At 69.1% G+C, this 20,493-nt stretch carries 22 protein-coding genes and 1 pseudogene; 9 read left to right on the forward strand and 14 right to left on the reverse strand.

Features of this window, described 5'->3' with window-relative positions:
• The first annotated feature begins 34 nt into the window (after window positions 1–34).
• Entirely contained in the window at window positions 35–1,006 is a 972-nt protein-coding gene (locus ACZ3I3_RS20005; RefSeq protein ID WP_467366821.1) for a pirin family protein, read from the forward strand.
• Between the two features lie 55 nt (window positions 1,007–1,061).
• Here the strand turns inward: ACZ3I3_RS20005 and ACZ3I3_RS20010 are convergent, their stop codons facing one another.
• From ACZ3I3_RS20010 to ACZ3I3_RS20035, 6 genes are all read right to left on the reverse strand, one after another.
• A complete protein-coding gene (locus ACZ3I3_RS20010) occupies window positions 1,062–1,826 on the reverse strand; it encodes an amidohydrolase family protein (protein WP_467366938.1) in 765 nt (254 codons plus the stop codon).
• A 367-nt stretch (window positions 1,827–2,193) separates the two neighbouring features.
• Window positions 2,194–3,378, reverse strand: coding sequence for an XdhC family protein (locus ACZ3I3_RS20015; protein WP_467366823.1), 1,185 nt, complete (start codon window positions 3,376–3,378; stop codon window positions 2,194–2,196).
• A gap of 154 nt (window positions 3,379–3,532) precedes the next feature.
• The gene (locus ACZ3I3_RS20020; protein ID WP_467366824.1) at window positions 3,533–5,722 is read right to left on the reverse strand and encodes a xanthine dehydrogenase family protein molybdopterin-binding subunit; all 2,190 of its coding nucleotides are present in this window, start codon (window positions 5,720–5,722) and stop codon (window positions 3,533–3,535) included.
• Window positions 5,719–6,699: an FAD binding domain-containing protein gene (locus tag ACZ3I3_RS20025; RefSeq protein ID WP_467366826.1), complete on the reverse strand. Its 981-nt coding sequence runs from the start codon at window positions 6,697–6,699 to the stop codon at window positions 5,719–5,721. The genes ACZ3I3_RS20020 and ACZ3I3_RS20025 overlap by 4 nt, the downstream gene beginning before the upstream one ends.
• Before the next feature lie 12 nt (window positions 6,700–6,711).
• Window positions 6,712–7,350, reverse strand: coding sequence for a (2Fe-2S)-binding protein (locus ACZ3I3_RS20030; protein ID WP_467366828.1), 639 nt, complete (start codon window positions 7,348–7,350; stop codon window positions 6,712–6,714).
• 186 nt (window positions 7,351–7,536) lie between these two features.
• Window positions 7,537–8,322 carry an SDR family NAD(P)-dependent oxidoreductase gene (locus ACZ3I3_RS20035; RefSeq protein WP_467366830.1) on the reverse strand — a complete coding sequence of 262 codons (786 nt, stop codon included), beginning with the start codon at window positions 8,320–8,322 and terminating at the stop codon, window positions 7,537–7,539.
• Between the two features lie 86 nt (window positions 8,323–8,408).
• Between ACZ3I3_RS20035 and ACZ3I3_RS20040 the strand changes: the two genes are divergently transcribed.
• The 3 genes from ACZ3I3_RS20040 (at window position 8,409) to ACZ3I3_RS20050 (ending at window position 9,974) form a co-directional block, all read left to right on the forward strand.
• Window positions 8,409–8,858 (forward strand): MarR family winged helix-turn-helix transcriptional regulator, encoded by a 450-nt coding sequence (locus ACZ3I3_RS20040; protein ID WP_467366832.1) that lies wholly within the window; start codon window positions 8,409–8,411, stop codon window positions 8,856–8,858.
• A 155-nt stretch (window positions 8,859–9,013) separates the two neighbouring features.
• Window positions 9,014–9,757, forward strand: coding sequence for a nuclear transport factor 2 family protein (locus tag ACZ3I3_RS20045; protein ID WP_467366834.1), 744 nt, complete (start codon window positions 9,014–9,016; stop codon window positions 9,755–9,757).
• Window positions 9,672–9,974: a nuclear transport factor 2 family protein gene (locus ACZ3I3_RS20050; RefSeq protein WP_467366836.1), complete on the forward strand. Its 303-nt coding sequence runs from the start codon at window positions 9,672–9,674 to the stop codon at window positions 9,972–9,974. Before ACZ3I3_RS20045 ends, ACZ3I3_RS20050 begins: the two co-directional genes overlap by 86 nt.
• 102 nt (window positions 9,975–10,076) lie before the next feature.
• Here the strand turns inward: ACZ3I3_RS20050 and ACZ3I3_RS20055 are convergent, their stop codons facing one another.
• Entirely contained in the window at window positions 10,077–10,397 is a 321-nt protein-coding gene (locus ACZ3I3_RS20055) for a hypothetical protein (protein ID WP_467366838.1), read from the reverse strand.
• Window positions 10,398–10,637: 240 nt separating this feature from the next.
• Between ACZ3I3_RS20055 and ACZ3I3_RS20060 the strand changes: the two genes are divergently transcribed.
• The 3 genes from ACZ3I3_RS20060 to ACZ3I3_RS20070 all read left to right on the forward strand — a co-directional run bounded on the left by ACZ3I3_RS20060 (window position 10,638) and on the right by ACZ3I3_RS20070 (window position 12,116).
• Window positions 10,638–10,829 (forward strand): zinc-binding dehydrogenase, encoded by a 192-nt coding sequence (locus ACZ3I3_RS20060; protein ID WP_467366840.1) that lies wholly within the window; start codon window positions 10,638–10,640, stop codon window positions 10,827–10,829.
• Between the two features lie 68 nt (window positions 10,830–10,897).
• Window positions 10,898–11,806, forward strand: coding sequence for a pirin family protein (locus ACZ3I3_RS20065; protein ID WP_467366842.1), 909 nt, complete (start codon window positions 10,898–10,900; stop codon window positions 11,804–11,806).
• A gap of 100 nt (window positions 11,807–11,906) precedes the next feature.
• Complete coding sequence (locus ACZ3I3_RS20070; protein ID WP_467366844.1) at window positions 11,907–12,116, forward strand: hypothetical protein; 210 nt, start codon at window positions 11,907–11,909, stop codon at window positions 12,114–12,116.
• A gap of 206 nt (window positions 12,117–12,322) precedes the next feature.
• On the opposite strand, the gene ACZ3I3_RS20075 is transcribed toward ACZ3I3_RS20070, so the two are convergent.
• Window positions 12,323–13,117 (reverse strand): SDR family NAD(P)-dependent oxidoreductase, encoded by a 795-nt coding sequence (locus ACZ3I3_RS20075; protein ID WP_467366846.1) that lies wholly within the window; start codon window positions 13,115–13,117, stop codon window positions 12,323–12,325.
• A 198-nt stretch (window positions 13,118–13,315) separates the two neighbouring features.
• The gene (locus ACZ3I3_RS20080) at window positions 13,316–13,510 is read right to left on the reverse strand and encodes a hypothetical protein (RefSeq protein WP_467366848.1); all 195 of its coding nucleotides are present in this window, start codon (window positions 13,508–13,510) and stop codon (window positions 13,316–13,318) included.
• A 32-nt stretch (window positions 13,511–13,542) separates the two neighbouring features.
• Between ACZ3I3_RS20080 and ACZ3I3_RS20085 the strand changes: the two are divergent.
• Window positions 13,543–13,752: pseudogene (locus ACZ3I3_RS20085) on the forward strand (transposase); the annotation flags it as partial.
• Window positions 13,753–13,842: 90 nt separating this feature from the next.
• Here ACZ3I3_RS20085 and ACZ3I3_RS20090 read toward each other — a convergent pair.
• The 5 genes from ACZ3I3_RS20090 to ACZ3I3_RS20110 all read right to left on the reverse strand — a co-directional run bounded on the left by ACZ3I3_RS20090 (window position 13,843) and on the right by ACZ3I3_RS20110 (window position 19,219).
• A complete protein-coding gene (locus tag ACZ3I3_RS20090; RefSeq protein ID WP_467366849.1) occupies window positions 13,843–14,802 on the reverse strand; it encodes a DUF6807 domain-containing protein in 960 nt (319 codons plus the stop codon).
• Window positions 14,799–15,914: a Gfo/Idh/MocA family protein gene (locus ACZ3I3_RS20095; RefSeq protein WP_467366851.1), complete on the reverse strand. Its 1,116-nt coding sequence runs from the start codon at window positions 15,912–15,914 to the stop codon at window positions 14,799–14,801. The genes ACZ3I3_RS20090 and ACZ3I3_RS20095 overlap by 4 nt, the downstream gene beginning before the upstream one ends.
• Window positions 15,915–16,002: 88 nt before the next feature.
• Complete coding sequence (locus ACZ3I3_RS20100) at window positions 16,003–17,307, reverse strand: ABC transporter substrate-binding protein (RefSeq protein WP_467366853.1); 1,305 nt, start codon at window positions 17,305–17,307, stop codon at window positions 16,003–16,005.
• 102 nt (window positions 17,308–17,409) lie between these two features.
• On the reverse strand, window positions 17,410–18,306 hold the full coding sequence (locus ACZ3I3_RS20105) for a carbohydrate ABC transporter permease (RefSeq protein ID WP_467366855.1): 897 nt from the start codon (window positions 18,304–18,306) through the stop codon (window positions 17,410–17,412).
• The gene (locus tag ACZ3I3_RS20110; RefSeq protein WP_467366857.1) at window positions 18,299–19,219 is read right to left on the reverse strand and encodes a carbohydrate ABC transporter permease; all 921 of its coding nucleotides are present in this window, start codon (window positions 19,217–19,219) and stop codon (window positions 18,299–18,301) included. The genes ACZ3I3_RS20105 and ACZ3I3_RS20110 overlap by 8 nt, the downstream gene beginning before the upstream one ends.
• A 181-nt stretch (window positions 19,220–19,400) precedes the next feature.
• On the opposite strand from ACZ3I3_RS20110, the gene ACZ3I3_RS20115 reads away from it, so the two are divergent.
• Window positions 19,401–20,435, forward strand: a complete 1,035-nt coding sequence (locus ACZ3I3_RS20115) for a LacI family DNA-binding transcriptional regulator (RefSeq protein ID WP_467366859.1) — start codon at window positions 19,401–19,403, stop codon at window positions 20,433–20,435.
• Window positions 20,436–20,493: the final 58 nt, after the last annotated feature.

Below are 20,493 nucleotides of genomic sequence, written 5' to 3' on the forward strand. Positions count from 1 at the left end.
AGCGTCCGTCCAGGGAGGAACAGGGAGGAGCACCATGCCCGCCATCACCGTCGAGGACGTCCTCGTCCTGCCCCGCCTGCCCGCATTCGCCCCTGCCAGGACCCGGATCCGTGAGGTGCGCCGGCTGGTCACCGCACCGCACGGCTACGAGGGTGAAGGCTTCCCGGTACGCCGAGGGTTCGCCGATGTGCCGCTGTCCGAGCTGGATCCCTTCGTCCACTTCGATCATCTCGGCGAAGTGGACCTGGCCCCCGGTGAGCCCAAGGGGACCCCGTGGCATCCGCACCGCGGCTTCGAGACCGTCACGTACGTCATCGACGGCATCGTGGACCACCAGGACTCCAACGGTGGCAGTGGGCGGATCGCCGACGGCGACACCCAGTGGATGACCGCCGGGGCGGGCATCCTGCACATCGAGGCGCCGCCGGAGAGCCTGGTGATGAGCGGAGGCGTGATCCACGGCACCCAGCTGTGGGTCAACCTGCCCCGGGCGAAGAAGCTGGTCCCGCCCCGATACCAGGACATCCGCGGCAGCCAGGCGGCTTTGCTGACCACACCGGACGGCGGCGCGCTGATCCGGGTCATCGCCGGTGACATCGCCGGACACGCCGGACCGGGGGTCACGCACACGCCGATCACGCTGGCGCACATCACAGTCGAGCCTGGCGCCCAGGTCGACCTGCCCTGGCACCCCGGATACAACGCGCTGGTCTACGCCCTGGCCGGCGCCGGCACCGTCGGCGCCGAGAACAGGCCGATCCAGGTCGGTCAACTCGCCGTGCACGGGCCTGGGGACGGCCTGCGCTTCACTGCCGCGCCGCGGCAGGCTTCACACACCCCGAAGCTGGAGCTGTATGTCATGGGCGGGCAGCCGATTCGTGAACCGGTCGCCCACTACGGCCCGTTCGTCATGAACACCCGCGACGAACTGACCCAGGCCTTCGAGGACTACCAGGCCGGCCGGCTCGGCGTCATCCCCGCCACCCGGCTGCCGCACACCGGATAACCGGCCACCGATTCTCCCTGGCCCGCGGTGACAGGACCCGGCGTGCGGTCGTCGTTCAGCACCGACTCAGCCGGGGTATGCGCGCGCGCAGTTTCGGGAACTGGGCGAGGGCGTTGGTCCGCTCGAGAGCGATCCTCTGGTGCGGGCTGTAGACACCGTCGACGGGTGGTTCGGGGTCGCCCGACCGCGGGTCCGGCAGACGTCCCTCGAGGAACGGCATCTTCTCCACGTTGTCGGCCTCGAAGAGGTTGTGGACGGCCGGCCAGTCGCTGCCGAACATGATGTGGTCGGCCGGCACGAGCGACGCCAGTGGCAGCAACTGGGCGGCGGTGAACGCCTGCGCGTCGTCGAAGTACAGCTGCGAGATGTAGTCGAGGGGGCCTTCGGGCAGTACGGAGTCGAACGGCGGGAAGAACGCGTGCAGCGTCGCGAGCCGGTGGGACAGGAACGGCAGCGTCCCGCCGCAGTGCGTGAAGTGCCAGCGGATGTTCGGGTGGTCCCGCAGGACACCGTTGTAGATCAGGCTCGTCATCGCGCGGGTCGCGTCGAAGGTGTACTCGTAGACGAAGTTCAGGGCCGGGATGCCTGGGCCGTAGCGGAGCTTCGGGGCCGGATTCACCTCCGGACCCGTCGGGTGGACGTAGACATAGGCGCCGTGGTGGTCGAGGACCTCGTACAGCGGCGCGAACGAGGGGTCGCCCAGGTAGCGGCCCTGGTAGTTGGTGAGCAGACAGATGCCGTCGAGGTCCAGCTCACCGAGCGCGCGGTCCACCTCGGCCACCGCGCCTTCGATGTCCGGCATCGGGGTGACCGCGAAGATCCCGAAAACCGGTCACCACGGGTGCGCACCAGGTCGTGGGCGTAGTCGTTGACCGCGCGGGCGGTGCTGCGGCGGTCGTCGACCGAGCCGACGGTGAGCTGAAGGTCGCCGAACGACAGGACGCTCGCCTGGATCCGATACCGGTCCATGAACGCCAGGTGCGCCTCCAGCGACCAGGGACCCACATAGGTCAGGGTGTCGGCGAGGCGGCCGTGGCGCTCCAGGTAGTCGTAGTACACGTCGGGGAAGTAGTGCGCGTGGGTGTCGATGCGCCGGTTGCCCTTCGGCAACCCTCGGCCGGACGGTGCCGCGGCGGCCGCCGGCACCGCACCCGCCGCCACGAGGGGCGCACCCGATGCCGCCTCGGTCAATCCTCGAGGTGAGGTGCTCCGTACGGGGTCCATGTCTGGGGCTCCTCTTCTCGCAGGCCCGTCGTCGTCCGGACGGGTTGGTGGACGGGGCCGGTGCGCTGCGACAGAGGCAGGCCCGTGCCCTGGTGGGTGTGGGCGACGATCTCGGCGGTGATGGAGATCGCCGTCTCCTCGGGCGTGTGCGCACCGAGGTCCAGGCCGATGGGGGAGCGCAGGCGGGCCAGCCGGTCCTCGAGGACGCCGGTATCGCGCAGGAGTTGCAGTCGGTGCTCATGAGTACGGCGTGAGCCCATCGCGCCGACATAGCCGACCGGCAGGCTCAGCGCCAGGCGGAGCAGAGGGACGTCGAACTTGGCGTCGTGCGTGAGCACACAGATCGCGGTACGTCCGTCCACCTCGGTGCGCTCCAGGTAGCGGTGGGGCCAGTCGGCGACGACCTCGTCGGCGTGCGGGAAGCGGGCCCGGGTGGCGAAGACGGGACGGGCGTCGCAGACGGTGACGCGGTAGCCGAGGAACTGCCCGGCCCGGCTGAGGGCGCCCGCGAAGTCGACCGCGCCGAAGATCAGCAGGCGAGGACGGGACGCGTGGGTGTGGACGAGGACCGACAGGCGCTCGGGGCAGGTGTCGGCGTCGCCGCCCACCTCGACACGGCGGGTACGGCCGGCCCTCAGCTGCGCGCGGGCCTGCGCTGCGACAACCTGGTCCGCGTTCGTGTCGCCCACGGTTCCGCGGTGAGCACCCGTGCCCTCGGGGACGTGGAGGGTGCGGCCGAGGAGGTCGTCCGGGCCGTCCACCACCTGGGCCACAGCGACGGGCCGGCCCCCTATAACCGCGCCGAGGGCGTCGATGAGATGCGGCTCGGCCGCGGGCTCGACCCGCTGCACCAGGACGTCGATCTCGCCGCCACAGGTCAGGCCGACGGCGAAGGCGTCGTCGTCGGAGTAGCCGAACCGGGCGCGGGCGGAACTGCCGCCGTCCTTGAGCACTTGGACGCACAGCTCGTAGACGGCTCCCTCCACACAGCCGCCGGAGATGCTGCCGACCATGTGGCCGTCCGTGTCGACGGCGAGGGCGGTACCGGGTGGCAGGGGTGCGCTGCCGCTGACGTCGACGACGGTGGCGAGGGCGAAGGGACGGGCCTCGCGGGACCAGTCGTACAGCGTGTCCGCGATGTTGAGCATGGGCGTGCGCTCCGGGTGATGGGGGGTGAGGACCGCCGCCGCACCGTGGGGGAGACAGGGTGCGACGGCGGCCTGGTGCCCGGTGGTGGGTCGTCGCCGACCGCCGGACGCTGGGGAGCCCGGGTGACCGGTGGTGGCGCGGCCACCCGGGAGTTCAGAGCAGGGCCTCGGGCTTGATCGGCAGTTCGCGGATCCGGCGGCCGGTGGCGTTGAAGACCGCGTTGGCGATGGCGGGCGCCACTCCGACGAGCACGATCTCACCGAGCCCCTTCACGCCGATGGGGTCGGCTTCGTAGTCCTCTCCGTCGATGTAGATCGCTTTCAGTTCAGGGATGTCGGCGTGGGTGGGCACGAGGTAGTCGGCGAGGTTAGCGTTGACGATCCGGCCGTCGCGGTGGTCGGTGACCGTGTGTTCAAGGAGGGCCTGGCCGATGCCGCCGGTCATGGCGCCGAGGGCCTGGCTGTCGGCGAGCGCGGGACTGATGATCCGGCCGGCGTCGTACACGCCGACCATGCGCCGTACCCGTACCAGGCCGAGGCGGGCGTCTACGGCCACTTCGGCGAAGGTCGCGGCGTAGGCGTAGAAGGAGAACCTCGCCGATTCCGGCGCCCCGGCGTACGAGCCCATCGCTTCGAGGTGGGTGCGGTTGTTGCGGGCCAGGAGCTGCTGGTACGTCTCCCCGCGCGCGGGGTCGTCCTTCACGTGCAGTCGGCCTCCTCGTACGACGATGCCGACGGGGTCGACGCCGTGCAGCGGTGACTCCTCGTCCCCGACGGCGAGTTCGATCGCCTGACGCCGCAGCTTGTCGCAGCCGTCCTGGACGGAGGATCCGACGCTGGCCATGGTCTGCGAACCGAAGTGGCCGGCGGCCGGAGGCAGACGGGAGTCGCCGAGCCGGAAGGTCACCCGGCGCATGGGCAGGCCGAGGGCGTCGGCGGCGAGCTGCGTCATGGACGTGGCGGTGCCGGCGCCCATGTCGGCGGTCGCGGCCTGGAGCAGGGCGGTGCCGTCGGCGTCGAGCCGGACGGATGTCCGGGACTCGGAGCGTGCTGTGTCGTAGACGCCGGCGGCCATGCCCATACCGATGAGCCAGTCGCCCTCGCGCCTCGAGCGGGGCTTGGGCCTGCGCCGCTGCCAGCCGAACTCGCGGGCGCCCACGCGGTAGCACTCGCGCAGGCGGCGCGTGGAGAACGGCAGATTGGTGGACTCGTCGTCGGCGGGCTCGTTGCGCAGCCGCAGCTCGATGGGGTCGAGTCCCAGTTCGTGGGCGAGCTCGTCCATCGCCGACTCGACGGGGAAGGCACCGCTGGCGTAGCCGGGGCCGCGCATCCACGTCGGTGTGTTCACGTCCAGCGGTACGTGCCGGTACGCCTGGCGGACGTTGGGGGTGCTGTAGAGCATCCGGCCGGGGACCAGCACGTCTTCGATGTGTGTCTCGTATCTGGAGGTCTCGGCGCGCACGTCGTGCGCCGACGCCGTGAGACGCCCCCGGCGGTTGCTGCCCAGGCTCAGTTCGTACTCGTACGCCGGCCGGTATCCCACGCCGAAGTACAACTGCTTGCGGGTGAGGGCGAGTTTGACGGGGCGCTGCACCTCGCGCGCGGCCACGGCGGCGATGACGGAGTGCGGCCAGGTGCTGAAGGCGTTGCCGAAGGCCCCGCCGATGAACGGGGAGATGACGTGGATGTCGTCCGGTGGCATGCCGAGCGCGCCGGACATGCCGAAAGCGGTGTACTGCGTCGCTTGGCTCTTCTCCCAGAGGGTGAGCTTGTCGCCGTCCCAGCGGGCGACGAGGCCGGCCGCTTCCATGGCGTTGTGGTGGTTGCGGGCCGTGCGGTACGTCATGTCCAGCCGGACGGGGGCCGAGTCCAGGGCTTCGTCGGCGTCGCCGCGCGCATAGGTCTCGGGCTCGTCGGCGGGGTCGGCGGCGGCCAGATCGGTGGCGGGATGCTGGGCGTCGTAGGAGACCTTCACCAGGCTCGCGGCGTGCTGGGCGGTCTCCAGTGTGGTGGCCACCACGACCGCGACGGGCTGTCCGAAGAACCGGATGCGGTCGTCCTGGAAGGGTTGCAGCGGCTTGCCCGGCGGGAATTGCCCTTCAAGGGGCGGGAGTTCGGGCGCGTTGAGGTGGCTGATCACCTTCAGCACGCCGTTCTCGGCTTCGGCGGCGCGGGTGTCGATGCCGGTGATGCGGCCGTGGCCGACGTTGCTGTCGACGATGACCGCGTGCACGACCCTGTCGGGGTTGTTGTCGGCGGCGTACTTCGCCTGCCCGGTGACCCTCAGCCGGGCGTCGACTCGGGGGACCGCCGCTCCGACGGCTGCCTGTGGCTGCGGGCTCACTTGCCACCTCCTACGACGCGCAGTTGACGCTCGACGGTCCGTATGAGCAACTCGACCTTGAAACGGTTGTGTTCGAGGGGCCGGGCCCCGTCAGCCGCCCGCTCGGCGGCCTTGGTCCACAGGGCGTTCGACGGCCGGTGTCCAATGAGCTCCCGCTCGACGGCGGGCAGTTTCCAGGGGACGGTGCCCACGCCTCCGGCGGCCACCTTGGCTTCGCGGATCACCCCGCCGCTGATATGCAGGGCGACGGCCGCGGAGGTGAGCGCGAACTCGTAGGACTGCCGGTCGCGGACCTTCAGGTAGCCGGACTTCAGCGGGCGCGGGTAGGGCGGGATCTCCACTGCGGTGATCAACTCGCCGGGGCGCAGGGCCTGTTCGCGGTGGGGTGTACTGCCCGGCTTGAGGTGGAAGTCGGCGAAGGGCACGGTCCGCTCCCCGGCCGGGCCAAGCAGGTGGACCGTCGCCTCCAGTGCTGCGAAGGCCACGGCGGCGTCGGAGGGGTGGGTGGCCACGCAGTCGTCGGTGGTGCCCAGGATCGCGTGGCTGCGGTTGTAGCCGTGCAGCGCGGCGCATCCGGAGCCGGGCTCGCGTTTGTTGCAAGGGGCGGTCACGTCACGGAAGTACGTGCACCGGGTGCGCTGCATGATGTTGCCGCCGATGGTGGCCATGTTGCGCAGTTGGGGCGACGCACTCAGTTCCAGCGCCTGCGAGACGACGGGGTACAGGGCGTGGACCGTGGGGTGGGCGGCGGCCTCGGCCATGGTCACCAGGGCGCCGATGCGCAGGCCCCCGCTCTTGGTGGCGGTGACCGAGCGCAGGGGCAGGGCGCCGATGTCGACCAGCGAGCCAGGGTGCTCGACGGTCTCGCGCATCAGGTCGACCAGGGTGGTGCCGCCGGCGATGTAACGCCCGCCGCGCCGACCGGCATTGAGGGCTTCGCGCGTGTCTGCGGCCTTGGTGTAGGTGAAGGGATGCATGGGAATCGGCCCTCACTTCCGTCCCGCGGTCTGCTGAACCGCGCGCTCGATTTTCACGTAGCAGCCGCAGCGGCAGATGTTGCCGCTCATCCACTCCCGGATCTCCTCCGCCGAGCCGGCGTGGCCCTCCTGGATGCACCCGACACCGGACATGATCTGACCCGGGGTGCAGTAGCCGCACTGGAAGGCGTCCTGGTCGATGAACGCCTGCTGCAGCGGGTGGAGCCGGTCACCCTTGGCCAGGCCCTCGATCGTGGTGACCTCGGCGCCGTCCAGCCGGACCGCCAGCGTCAGGCAGGAGTTGACGCGGCGGCCGTCGACCAGGACCGTACAGGCGCCGCAGGCACCGGCGTTGCAGCCCTTCTTCGAACCGGTCAGGTCCAGGCGCTCGCGCAGCAGGTCGAGGAGCGAGGTGCGGTTGTCGATCGTGACGGTGTGCCGGACGCCGTTGACCGTCAGGGAGATGCGGCTGCCGTGCGGCGCCTCGGCGGCAGCCGCTTCCCCGGAGCCGGGCAGGGGCACCGCGACCAGGCCGCCGGCCAGGGCGGCCCCTCCGGCCACCGTGGTCGTCGCGATGAACGTACGCCGGGTCGGTGCCGAGCCGGATTCGGCCGGGGGAGACACTGCTGAGTCGGGAAGTTCGGTGGACATGCCCACTCCTCGGTGCGGGGTACGGATGGTCCTGCTGATCGGCGCGAACCTGTCGGGGCGGGGCGTACGGGGCGTTTCCTGCCGCACCCTCGCCCCGCCCCCTGAACCGGGCGCCGACTCGCGGTCTCGCGTGTGCGCCCGCCTCCGCCTCGGCTGTCGCGGCTGAGGGCGGTGCGGGCCCGCTGCTCAGGCGACGGGCAGGTGCCCGTAACGGGCGGCCGGGGAAGAATGGTTGCCGGTCAGAAGGGCGGATTCGGCGGTCAGGAGGGCGTCGAGCGCGGCAGCCTGGTTCTCCAGACCAGGGACGCAGACGGACTCCCCCAGGCGGACGCCGGCGAGGCTGGCATGTGCCACACCGTCGGCCGTCATGGCGGAGGGGTAGCCCTGGCCGAAGCCGCCGTGGAACTCCGTCGCCACCACTCCCGGGCACACCACCTGGGCATGGACGCCGGTGCCGGCGAGTTCGTGTGTGAGCGTCCGCGTGAAGGCGACCGTGGCGGCCTTCGCGGCCGCGTACAAGGTGCGCGGTATCGGCATCTCCTGACCGGCGCTGAAGGCCAGCAGTGAGGCGAGGGTGATGACGGTGCCGTCACCGGCGGCCAGCATCCCGGGCAGGGCGGCCCGCACCAGACGGATGGGGCCTGCGGCGTTGAGTGTGAGGAGACGGTCGATCTCGACGGCGTCGATGTCGGTGAGCGGTGCGAAGCCGCCGACTCCGGCGTTGCAGATCAGCAGCCGGACGTCTCCGGTGGCCAGGCGGTGGGTCACGGCGTCGAGGCCGTCGTGCGTGCTGAGGTCGGCGGGCAGAACGTCGACGGCGGCACCTGCTGCGCGCAGTTCGGCGGCCAGCTCGTTCAGCCGGTCCACCCGCCGGGCCACCAGGACGAAGTCGCAGTCGGACGCCAGGAGCCGGGCATAGGCAGCGCCAATGCCGGACGAGGCCCCAGTGATCAGAGCAAGAGTTCGGGACATGCGCCCAGCATTAACCAAGCGCCTGTCTAGAATCAAGCGTTTGATATCAAGTGGTTGATACATCTGAATTCCCGTATCCTCCTCGCGTGACCACGGATGACGAGAAGACGCCAGGTGGCGATGTCAGAGCGATCTGGGCCCTGCGGAGGGCGGAACTCGCCGTGCAGGCGCTCAAGGGGCAGCGGCTGCGCACCCTGGACATGGCGCCCGCGCACTACTCCCTGCTGTTCTGCATCCATGACGAACCCGGTCTCACCGGCGCGGAGGCCGCCCGCCGCCTGAACGTCACCCCTCAGGCCGTGGCATCGCTGGTGACGCGACTGGAGGGGCGCGGTCAGCTGGAGCGTCGGCAGCACGCGCTGCACCGCCATGTGCAGGAGCTCCATCTCACCGACGCCGGCCGTGAGGCTTTCGGCTCCGCCAGTCGCGTCGTCGCGGACATCGAGCGCCGCGTCGTCGAGCGGCTGGGCCCGGACGGCACTGCGCAACTCACCGCCTTGCTCGGGCAGGTGGTCGAGGCGGTCCAGGAGTCGTAGATCACCGCTGCGGTCAGGTCAGCGGTACCCGGCGGTGCTGCCGGCGATCGTCGACGTGTGGCGGGCGGCGAGGACGGCCGTGTCGGCGTCGTGGCGAGCCGGGAGGGGCCGGATGCGCCGGGTCGCGGGTGGGGACTTCTTGAGGAGAGCGCACCGTGATCCCCACCACCCATGCCCGCAGAGCACTCGTCGCTTTGATGGCCTCCGCCGCCGTGCTGGGCGCCGTCGACGCACCCGCCGTCGCTGCGCCGTCCGCCGAATCCGCCGGGCACTCCGGCTACGGCGCCTACTCCGGTTACGGCGACTCCGCCCGCCTCGGCCACCAGAAGGCCGTCACCGTACGCGTCCTCAAGGGCCTGTTCGAGCGGGGCGACACCGAGGTCGTCGATCGCTACGTCCGCCCGGACTACATCCAGCACAACCCGCTCGCGCCCGACGGTGTCGAGGCGCTGAAGAAGCTCGGTACGGACCTCCACCGGCGGTTCCCGGACGCCAAGTACGACATCAAGTGGGTGATATCCGAGGGTGACCTGGTGCTCGTCCACTCGAACGTGGTCATGGCGCCGGGCGAAGGGGGCGCGACAGTCTTCGACATCTTCCGGTTCCAGGGCGGGAAGATCGCCGAGCACCGGGACGTGGCGCAGGACGTGCCCGAGACTTCCGTGAACGGCAACGACATGTTCTCGACGGAGAGTTGGCCGCGCACCGAGCAGCCGGGGCCGGCGTGGCTCACCCGGTACAACGAGAAGCTGGTCACCAAGGCCTTCGGTGAACTGATGGTCCACAAGGGCCTGTCGGCTATCGACCGCTACGGTGGCGGGCGCGAAGGCGGGACTCGGCGGACTCTTCGAGGCCCTCCCGCAGTTGGAGGTCTCCCGGAAGCGGGTGATTGCACATGACGACCTGGTCGCGGTCCATCAGCACATTGTGGAAGCGCCGGGTGCGCGGGGTCAGGCGATTGTGGATCTGTTCCGGGTGCGGAACGGGAAGATCGTCAAGCGCTGGGACGTGATCCAGGCCGTGCCGGAGACGTCGGCGAACGACAACACCATGTTCTGTACGGAGCCGAGGGCGTGCCCCTCTCCGATCATCGAACCGGTCTGGCGCAATGCATGACACATCAAGTATGTTCTTGATGTGTCATGCACCCTGATGTGTCATGCACGATCGCTGGTCCGCTCGTCGGGTCCTGTTCGCGAGGAGCAATCATGAAAGCCGTCACCGCTCACCGCGTTCGGCACTCCGCCCGTTTTGCGCGAGGACGTTCCGGAGCCGATCACGGGGCACGTGGCCCTGCACGAGCTGCCGATCACACTGGGCCGGGACTTCGCCTGGATCGTCGAGGCCGTCGGTGAAGGCATCAGCGAGGTGGAGGTCTGCGACGAGATCTTCGGGGCCGTACCCATGGCGGAGACCGTTCGCGACGGGGGCCTGGGCGGAACTCGTCGTGACCGGCGGGCACATGCTGACCCGCAAGCCCGCCCAAACCGACACCGCGACCGCCGGTGCGGCCGCGCTGACGGCCAGTACGGCGATCATGACGGCCGATGCGCCGGACCCGGCACCCGGCGACACTGCCCTTGCCGTGGGTGCGACCGGCGGGATCGGCGGCATCGCCGTACCACTCGCCCGGGGGTGGCCTCGTCGCCGCCGTACGCAGGAAACACCCCGGCGGCGTGGACGCGCTCGTCGACGCCGTGACCGCGGACGAGATCACGCCGTTCGCGGGAGTCGTCAAGGGCGGTGGCCGTGTCGCCTCGCCGATCTACGCCGCAGGTCATGGCCCGGACCGCACCAACGTCGCGCACGGGGCCGTGCCCCGAGAGCCTCGGGCGCGTGGTGCGGCATCTCGCCGATGGAACGATCAGGATTCCCGTCGGACGGACCTATGCGCCGGCGGACGCGGCCACGGCGCTCCAAGCCCTCGCGACCCGCCACACCCGCAGCAAGATCGCCCTGCGCGTTGCCTGAACCCTGTCCATCCCCCTTCACCACCCCGTCTCCTTTCGGGAGCCGGGCATCGGCATCACGGAGCAACCATGACCGCACAGTTGACGGGTGAGCGCACGCTGACCCGCATCACCACCAAGCAGCAGCTGGGCCCCGACGCGCAGGTAGACGACAAGGCACTCGTCTTCGTGCCGACCGACCCGGCCCTGACCGACCCCTTCCTCGCCCTGGTCGAGGACTGGTTCTCCACCCCGGGCTTCGAGTGGCACCCCCACCGCGGACTGGAGACCGTCACCACCGTCGTGGACGGCGTCCTGGAACACGGCGACAACCTCGGCCACGCCGGGGCGCTTCAGGCCGGTGAGGTGCAGTGGATGACCGCCGGGCGCGGCATCATCCACCGTGAGCTCGCCTACCGCGACGAGCATGCGCACGTGCTGCAGATGTGGCTCAATCTGCCCGCCGAGCAGAAGCTGACGCCGCCGCGCTACCAGGACCTGACCCAGGCCGCCATACCACGCGTGCGTGCGCCGGGCGTGACGATCGACGTCCACGCCGGCACCGTCGGGGGCGTCACCGGCGCGGCCGACACCCGTCACCCGGTGCAGGGCGTCGTCGCCACGCTCGACCCCGATGCCTTCTACGACCTGCACGTCCCCGCCGAACACCGGCTGTTCGCACACGTCATGCACGGGCGCCTGCTGATAGGCGGCCGGGAATTGCAGGCGGGGCAGACCGGCTGGTCCGACCCTGTCACGAGGCGGAGCGGGGATGACGGCGGTGCTCCGGCGGCCACCTCGCTGCACCTGGCGGCCGTCGACCCCGAACAGCCCGCCCGCGTCATGGTCTACAGCGGCATTCCCTTGCGCGAACCCGTCGCAGTCGGTGGCCCGTTCGTGATGAACACCAAGGTGGAGATCACCAAGGCGTTCACCGACTTCCACGCCGGCGCCTTCGGCCCGGTGCCCCGCCAGGCCCGCCTCGCCTACGACCGATGACCGGACGTCTGCGCCACGGACCGAGAACAACCCAGATCACCAGAAGGAGCAGAAGGGCCAGAAGCCAGAGACAGCGAACATGATGAACAAGAACTCAGACATGGCCCAGCCCGATTCGTCGGCCAAATCAACGTCCCCGGAACCAGTTGGTCACAGGGCGCGGACGGTCGGCCAACGGCTGTTCGCGGACGCCACCGTCATCGACCCCGCCGGAGCCCTGCTGCTGCCCGGCTTCGTCAACACCCACCAGCACATGTGGCAGGCCGCGATGCGGGACGTGGCGGTGACTGGAGCCTGGCCCAGTAAGTGAAATGGATGTTGATGAAGTGGGGGCCGCTGTTCCGCCCGTAGGACGCACGGCCGACCATCTGAGCATGGTCGAGGCCCCCGCCTTCGCCGCCGACCTGAAGTGGGTCTACGACGGGCGCATCGGCAAGATGTTCAAGGCGCGGGTCGCCGGCACCGACCAGCTCGTCACCATGCAGACGTCGATGACGGGTGCGACGTGCCGCCCCCTCAAGATTGCGCCGAATGCTGGTACCGGGTTGCGGGGGACGGGCGGGCGCCGCCGTTCATCAAGGCGCTCTCCGCGTCCAGCAGAGCCTTCAGCCCGGCGTCCTGATCCTCCAGACCGGGGATGCAGACGGTCTCGCCCAGGCGCAGGCTCGCCAGGCTCGCCGAGGCCACTGCCTCCGGGGACATCGCCGAGGGGACGCTATGACCGGAGCCGCCGTTCCACTCCGTGGCCACGATGCCGGGGCAGACCACCTGCGCGCGCACCGCGGTGTCCGCGAGTTCGCTTGCCAGAGTGCGGGTGAAGGCGACGGTGCCGGCCTTGGCGGCCACGTACAGGGTGCGGTACGGCAGGTGCGGGCCGTCCCAGCCGCCACTGAACGCCAGCAGAGAGGCCACAGTGACGACGGCACCCTCGTCGGCGGCGAGCATGCCGGGCAGGGCGGCGCGTGCCAGTTGAATCGGGGCGACGGCGTTGAGGGTGAGCAGCCGGCTGACCTCATCCGGGGCGACATCCGTCAGCGGGGCGTAGCCGCCCACTCCGGCGTTGCAGATCAGCAGCCGGACGTCTCCGGTGGCCAGTCGGCCGGTCACCGCGGCGAGTCCTTCATACGAGGAGAGATCAGCGACCAGGACCTCCACCCCGGCACCGGCTGCGCGAAGTCGGCCGGCCAGGTCGTTGAGCCGGTCTTCACGACGGGCCACCAGGACGAGGTCGTGTTCTGGCGCGAGGAGGCGGGCGTAGGCGGCGCCGATCCCGGAGGAGGCGCCCGTGACGAGAGCGAGAGTGCGGGACATGCGACCAGTGTTCTTCAAGCGCCTTCAACTAGTCAAGCGTTTGATGACTGTGAAGCGCCTTATTCTCCTGGCAGGCAATGACGAGGAACCCGTGGCCGCCGACGCGCATGATCTTGGAAGGCTGTGCCTGTCCTGCTCGCCAGGAGCCGTCAAACCGGCAGAGCGAGGGCTCTGGTCGACGGTCGGTTCTGCAGAGAACTAACCGAGCGGCAGCTCGACACGTTGTCCGGGGCCGATCTCCTCCGCCTCGTCGTTCGTGACCATCGCGAACACTCCGCTCGGCATGCCCGGAACTCTGGCCAGGTCGGACGCCACGGCCAGGAGAACTTCCTCAGAGGCCCCGGTGATGGAGAAGACGTACACCTCGTTGGGTTCCTCGCCGTCTTCGTACACCTCCGCCGGAGCCGGGGCCGAAGCTGGTGGCGGGCCGGCCGCGGGTGCCGGACCGACAAGCCCTGTGCGGGATCCTGTTTGTGCTGCACACGGGCATCCAGTGGGAGTATCTGCCCCAGGAGCTGGGCTTCGGCTCGGGCATGACCTGCTGGCGGTCGCCTGGCCGCCTGAACGAGGCCGGTGTGCGGGAGAAGCTGCTGCTGAAGAAGCTGCGGTCGGCCTACCGCCTTGCTGCCCCTCGGGCACGCTCAGGACTGAGTGGCGAGGAAGGCGTGCACTCCCTTGTCAGTGGGGAGTGCACGCAGAGGGCTTGCGGAGTGAGCAGGATCAGTTCACTCCACCGCAAAACGGTCCGAAGCGGAATCTCCCGCACGCACGGATGTACCCGACCGCGCGAGCGCCCGGCGCACCGCGTCCGCGAGTTCGGGAGCCGCGCTCGCGTCGGCGTCGGCGATCCCGACGCCGTAGCGGAACCGCACGGTCGCGCCGTCCTCGACGGTCAGCTCCTCGCTGAAGAACGGTGCCGGATTGAGGCAGGCGAACTCCTCGGTCCGGGCGAACCACTGCGGCGGGTGACTCGGGTTGGCTGTGTCGTCGAGCATGAGGACGAGCGACTGCGCGTCCGTCTCGTCGTGGCGGCCCGCGAAGCCCATCCACTCCATGCGCCGCCCACGAACCTCGTCGCCACCCATGCCTTCCTCGGTCACGAACTGTCCGCCGGTGAATGACCGCGGGCCACGCCAGAACAGGCCGCCGTAGCCGGCGTTCTCCCGTCCCTTGGTGGTCGGCGATCCCATGGCGACGTCCCCTCCGGAGACATTCGTCATCCGCGTCTCGAACGTCAACGCCCAAGCCTGCGGGGAGATCAGGCTCGCTCGCAGCCTCCTGCGTTCGGTGAAGAAGAGCGCGCCGGACTGGGTGGTCCAGTCCAGATCGTGAGTGAACGTCGCCGTTCCGTCGGTCCTGTCCAGGTCGACAACTCGGCGGTGGGCCTGGGTTCCGTTGTTCTCCAGCTGGACGTAGAAGCGTCCGTGGATGTACGTGGGACCACCCCAGAAGTTCTCCTCGCCGACGTGGGGCAGGGACCACGCGATGCCCTTGTGCCACACATGGTCGTGGGGACGGAACAAGCTGACCACCTTGCCGGCCCGGGTGCGCAGGGGATGGATGTAGGGCTTGGGGGATTCCAGCTGGACGGTGTCCGGCTGGTACACGTAGCGGAACAGCTCGGTGCCGCCGTCGCGGACCGTGACCGAGGTGCCGAAGTCGTGGCGGATCTCAAGAGCGTTCATACGAGGGCCTCCTTGACCGGTTCCCACGGCACGGCGCCGCCGTCCATGCTGACCGCGAACGGGTCGTCGTCGGTCAGTTCACCCGCGGCGATGCGGACACCGCGGAAGGCCGAGGCGTAGGTCGCCGCCGCGAACTCCAGCGTGCGACGCGCGTCCAGCAGGCAGACACCGGGTTCCTCACCGGCCTCCCAGGCATCGAACACGGCCTCGATCTGGAGCCTGTGGCCGCTCGTGATGTCCGGCTCGTCACCACTGGCCCAGAGGTCCGAGAGCTCCTCGTGGCCGGGGGCCGACGTGAACCGCCAGTGTTCCTCGCGGTAGCCGTAGAGGTGCTCGAGTTCGACCGTGGCGTGTTCGAAGTCGAAGCGCAGGCGCGACGTCTCCCGGGGGGACAGCAGGGAGTTGACCACCGTGGCGAGGGCTCCGTTGTCGAACCGGACGGCGGCGATCGAGACGTCCTCGGTGTCCGTGGGCCGGGTCTGGCGGTCGGCGAGTGCGGTGATCTGCGACCAGGGGCCGAGAACCGACAGCATCAGGTCGAACTGATGGATGCCGTGTCCCATGGTCGGGCCACCTCCCTCGACGTCCCAGCGTCCCCGCCACGGCACCTCGAAGTACGCGTCGGGCCGGTACCAGAGGGTCTCGCAGGTGGCGACCAGTGGCCGGCCCAGTGCGCCGGACCGGGCCAGCTCTCGCAGGCGTACGGCCGCCGCGCCGTAGCGGTGCTGGAAGACGGTCAGGACCTTGGAGCCGGTCTGTTCCTGCACCGTGGCCAGCTGGTCCATCTCGCGCAGGCTCAGCGCCGTCGGCTTCTCCACCAGTGCGGTGACGCCGGCCCGCATCACTGTGGACGCCAGGGGTGCGTGGGTCTGCGGGGGCGTACAGATGTGTACGAGATCGAGGTCTTCGCTCTCCAGCAGTGCCTGCGGGTCGTTGAAGACGTGCGGCACGGAGAATCGGTCGGCGAACTCGGCGGCACGGGTGGGGTCGACGTCGGCGACGGCGACCAGCCGGGCGCGTGCGGAGAGTTCGGTGAGAGCTTCGGCATGAGCGTGGGCGATACCGCCGGTGCCGATGATGGCCACACGGTACGGCGGCCGGGGGCTTGGCATGGGTGTTTTCTCTCTCTTGGTTCCTGCCCCACTTCTCGTGGGGCCTCCCGGGGGCCGTGGGCAGCGACGTCGGCCCCCGGGAAGGAGGTCACTTGGCCGCGTCGATCTCGCCCTGGAGCTCCTTGATGAAAGCCTTCGCGGCGGCTTCGGGCGAGGTCTTCTTGAAGTAGACCTCCTGGCTGTAGCGCTGCAGCTCCGGCTCGATGCCGCTTCCGCCGTTGGGGGTCACGACCGGCGACTCACCAGGGGTCACGGCCTTCATGTAGTCGGCTGCCGCCTTGTCGGTCCCGGCCAGGCCCGGCTCAAGGTGCTTCAGCATGGCCTTGTTGGCGGGGATGCCGCGCTCCGTCTTGAGGATGTCCGCGGCCTTCTGGTCGTTGAGCATGAAGTCGATGAACGCGGCCGCCTCGGCCGGGTGCTTGCTCTGGCTGGAGACCGCCCAGTACATGGAGGGCTTGAAGAAGTTCGCCTTGGTGGTGCCGAGGCGGGGCATCTGCAGCAGTTTCACGTTGGCGCCCGTGGCCTGCTGGATTGCGGTGATCTGGGTGTTGTACGCGCCCATCATGGCCGCCTTGCCGGTGGCGAAGCTGCCGGCGGTGACACCCGCGGTCAGGTCCTCGACCATCGTCGACGCCTTGACGCTGGCCTTCGAGGAGGTCAGGTCCAGACCGTACTTCCACATCCCGGCGAGCGTCTCGTGCTTCAACGAGACGTTGCCGTCCTTGTCGAAGAGGTTCTCACCGTGCTGACGGGCCCAGTACTTGACGTCTCCGGCGGAGAAGCCGGGCGCGCCGGCGGCACCATGGATCTTGCCGCCACTCTTGTCGGTCAGCTCCTTCCCGATCTTGGCGTAGTCGTCCCACGTCCACGTCTTGTCGTCGGGAACCTTCACGCCGTACTTCTTGAACATGTCGGTGTTCACGAGGACGGACATGACGCCGACCCCGACGGGAAGCGCGTACTGCGTTCCGTTGACCTGCCCGGTGGCCAGGGCCTGGTCGTCGAACTGTGACGTGCCGAGGAGCTTCTTGGCCTTGCCGAGGTCGTACAGCGCTCCGCGGTCGGCGTACGACGCGAGGTACAGCTCGTCCATCTGGACGACGTCGGGAGAGTCCTTGGCCGCGGTCGTCGTGGCGAGCGCGTCCCAGTAGCCGTTCCAGTCCTTGTACTCGCCCTTGACCGTGATGTTGGGGTACTTCTTCTCGAACGCCTTGATGACCTCGTCGGTGAGCTGCGCGCGGGCGTCCGCTCCCCACCAGGTGGCGCGGATGGTGACCGGCTTGTCGCTGAGGTCGGAAGCGGATTCGGTGCTGCCGCCGGAGCAGGCGGTCAGCACGAGCGAGAGTGAGGCGATCGCTCCGACCGCGACGCGTCTGAAGGGGCTGGGGTTCATGGGCTTGTCCTGACTCTGATGGGTGGGTCGGGTTGATGTCCGCGGTGCTCCCGAGCGGCCATGGCTCGGTCGCCTCCGCATGTCCGGCAGTAGCCCCCGCGGTTACTTGCCGCCGGTGGTCGCGATGCCTCGCAGAAGGAAGCGCTGTCCTGCGAGGAAGACGAGGAAGACGGGTACGAGCGACACGACACTCATGGCGAACACCGAGCCCCAGTCCGTCGCGGTCTGCTGGTCGACGAAGGTCCGCAGCGCGAGAGGCGTGGTGTACATGTCCGGGTCGGTCAGATAAATGAGCTGGGTGTAGAAGTCGTTCCAGGTCCAGATGAAGGTGAAGATCGCCGTGGTCGCCAGCGCCGGGACCATCAGCGGCAGGATGAGGGAGAAGAAGATCCGCGCGTGCCCGGCTCCGTCGAGCCGTGCGGCCTCATCGATCTCGCGCGGGATGCCCCGGATGAACTGCACCATCAGGAAGATGAAGAAGGCGTCGGTCGCCAGGAACTTCGGCACGATCAGAGGCAGGAACGTGTTGACCCAGCCGAGCTCCGAGAACAAGACGTACTGCGGCACGATGATCACGTGGATCGGCAGCATGATGGTGACGAGCATGATGGCGAACCAGATGCGCTTCGCCCGGAATTCCAGCCTGGCGAACGCGTACGCGGCCAGGGAGCAGGCGAGCAGGTTCCCGAGGATCGCGCCGGTCACGACGATCGCCGAGTTGATCATGTAGTGACTGAACGGTTGGGAGAAGGCGTTCCAGCCGTTGCTGTAGTTCTCGAGGTGTGGGTGCGTCAATGCGAGTCCCGCGCTGCGGAAGATCTGGTTGTTGGGCCGCAGCGAACTGGCCACCATCCACAGGACGGGGTACAGCATCGTCAGGGCACAGAGAGCCAGCAGGCAGTGCTTGAGAGGGGCACGCACCGCACGCCTGATCCGGCGCGTCGCGTGGGGGCGGTGGGCGGGCAGCGAGCGAGGTACGGCTGCGGTGCGGTCAGTCATCGTAGAACACCCAGTACTTTGAGGCCCAGAAGTTGACGGCGGTGAAGGCCGCGACGATGAGGAGCAGGACCCACGCGAGCGCGGACGCGTACCCCATGTCGAAGTGGCCGAACCCGCGCTGGTACAGGTACAGCGAGAAGAAGAGGGTGGAGTCGGCGGGCCCTCCGGTACCGCCGGAGACCACGAAGGCCTGGGTGAAGGTCTGGAAGGCGTGGATGATCTGCAGCACCAGGTTGAAGAAGATGATGGGTGTCAGCAGCGGAATGGTGATGCTGCGGAACTGGCGCCAGTGCTTCGCGCCGTCGACGGAGGCCGCCTCGTAGAGGGAGGTCGGAATCTGCCGCAGCCCGGCCAGGAAGATCACCATGGGTGAGCCGAAAGTCCAGACGTTCAGGACGACGAGGGTCGACAGCGCCGTTTCCGGCTCCGAGATCCAGCCCTGCCCCTGGACACCGACGAAGGCCAGGGCCTCGTTGACAAGGCCGTTGGTCCCGAACATCGCGCGCCACAGCACGGCGATCGCCACGCTGCCGCCGATCAGTGACGGCAGGTAGAAGACGGAGCGGTAGAAGGCGAGGCCACGCACTCCCCTGTCCAGCAGCAGGGCGAGCCCCAGGGCCATCGCCAGTTGCAGCGGGACGGAGACGAGGACGTAGCTGAACGTCACTTCGAGCGACTTGTGCAGACGCTCGTCGTCGACCATACGCGTCCAGTTGTCGAGCCCGCTGAACTGCGGCGGCTGCAGCAGGTTGTACTTGGTGAAGCTGAGGTACAGCGAGGCCAGCATCGGACCGAGAGTGATCCCGAAGAGCCCGACGAACCATGGCAGTAGGAAGAAGAACGCCGCCTTGTTCTGCTGGCGCGTGTCCCGTTGGGACCCGCGCAGCCGGCGTAGTTCGTTGATGGAGCTCACGGCACTGCTCCCTTGAGCGGCGGCATCGGCACACAGTGTTGGGGGCCCGTCCCGGGCCCGCGTGACCAAAAAGTGATCGTTCACTCTTTGGGTTGCGAGGACCATAGTGAACGATCACTTTTTGCGTCAAGAGTGTGTACTCTCTGACTTCCGGAACGTTGGCGGATGGTGGGAGAAGCGGATGGACGGCGCTGGCACGGCGCGACGACGGCCGACGATCACCGATGTGGCGCGACTCGCCGGTGTGTCGCCCCAGACGGTCTCGCGGTACCTGCGGTTCAACGGCGGGCTGAAGCCCGCGACGCTGGAACGTGTGGAGAACGCGATCCGCGAACTGGACTACCGTCCCAACCTGGTGGCGCGGTCGATGCGCACGCGCAAGACCGGCCGGCTGGCGATACTCATGCCTGCCATGGCCTTCAACCCGTCTCGCATGCTGGCGGGGGCCAGCGCGACCGCGCAGGCCGGAGGGTTCTTCGTGGACGTCGTGAGCGCCGGGGGAGGCGTCCGCGCGAGGAGCGAACGCCTGCTGGAGCTCGCGGATTCGGGACAGTTCGAGGGCATCCTCTCCCTCGCCCCTGTGCTTCCCGCGGTGGAGAGCAAACTGCACCAGAGGACGACCGTGGTGATCTCGGCCGACTTCGACGACGAGATGCGTGGCATCGGACAACTGGCCGACGCCACGCCCGTGGTGCAGATGATCGAGCACTTGGCGGCGCTCGGTCACTCCCGGTTCCTTCATGTGGCGGGCGACGCGCAGTTCGCTTCCGCGAGGGCGCGCAAGCAGAGCTATCTGGACACCGTCGAACGCCTCGGGGTGGAGTCCGTCGGGGTCTTCGACGGGGACTGGTCGGGGGAGTCCGGCATCGAGGCGATACGGTCGCTCCCGAGCCATGCGCGGCCGACCGCGGTGATCGCGGCCAACGACCTCGTCGCCGCCGGCGTCGTCCGGGGCGCCCGGGAGCGCGGCTGGGACGTGCCGGGCGACCTCAGCGTGACCGGTTGGGACAATGCCGGGGTCGGGCAGTTCATGACTCCGTCCCTGACCACCGTCGACGTGGAGCTCGAACACCTCGGCAGCAAGGCCATGGCCAAGCTGATCGCGGGTCTGAGAGACAGCGCGCCCGAGACGAGTGAGGGCTCCCTGTTCCGGATCATCTGGCGGGAGTCGACGGCCGAGCCGCCTGCCACAGGTCGTGCCGGCCGCAAGCGGTGACCGAGGGGGCGCCGCTGGCGGATCGGGCGCGGGGCAGACGGACCAGGGCCGTCCGCTC

The sequence above is a fragment of the Streptomyces sp. NPDC016851 genome (genome assembly GCF_055562795.1).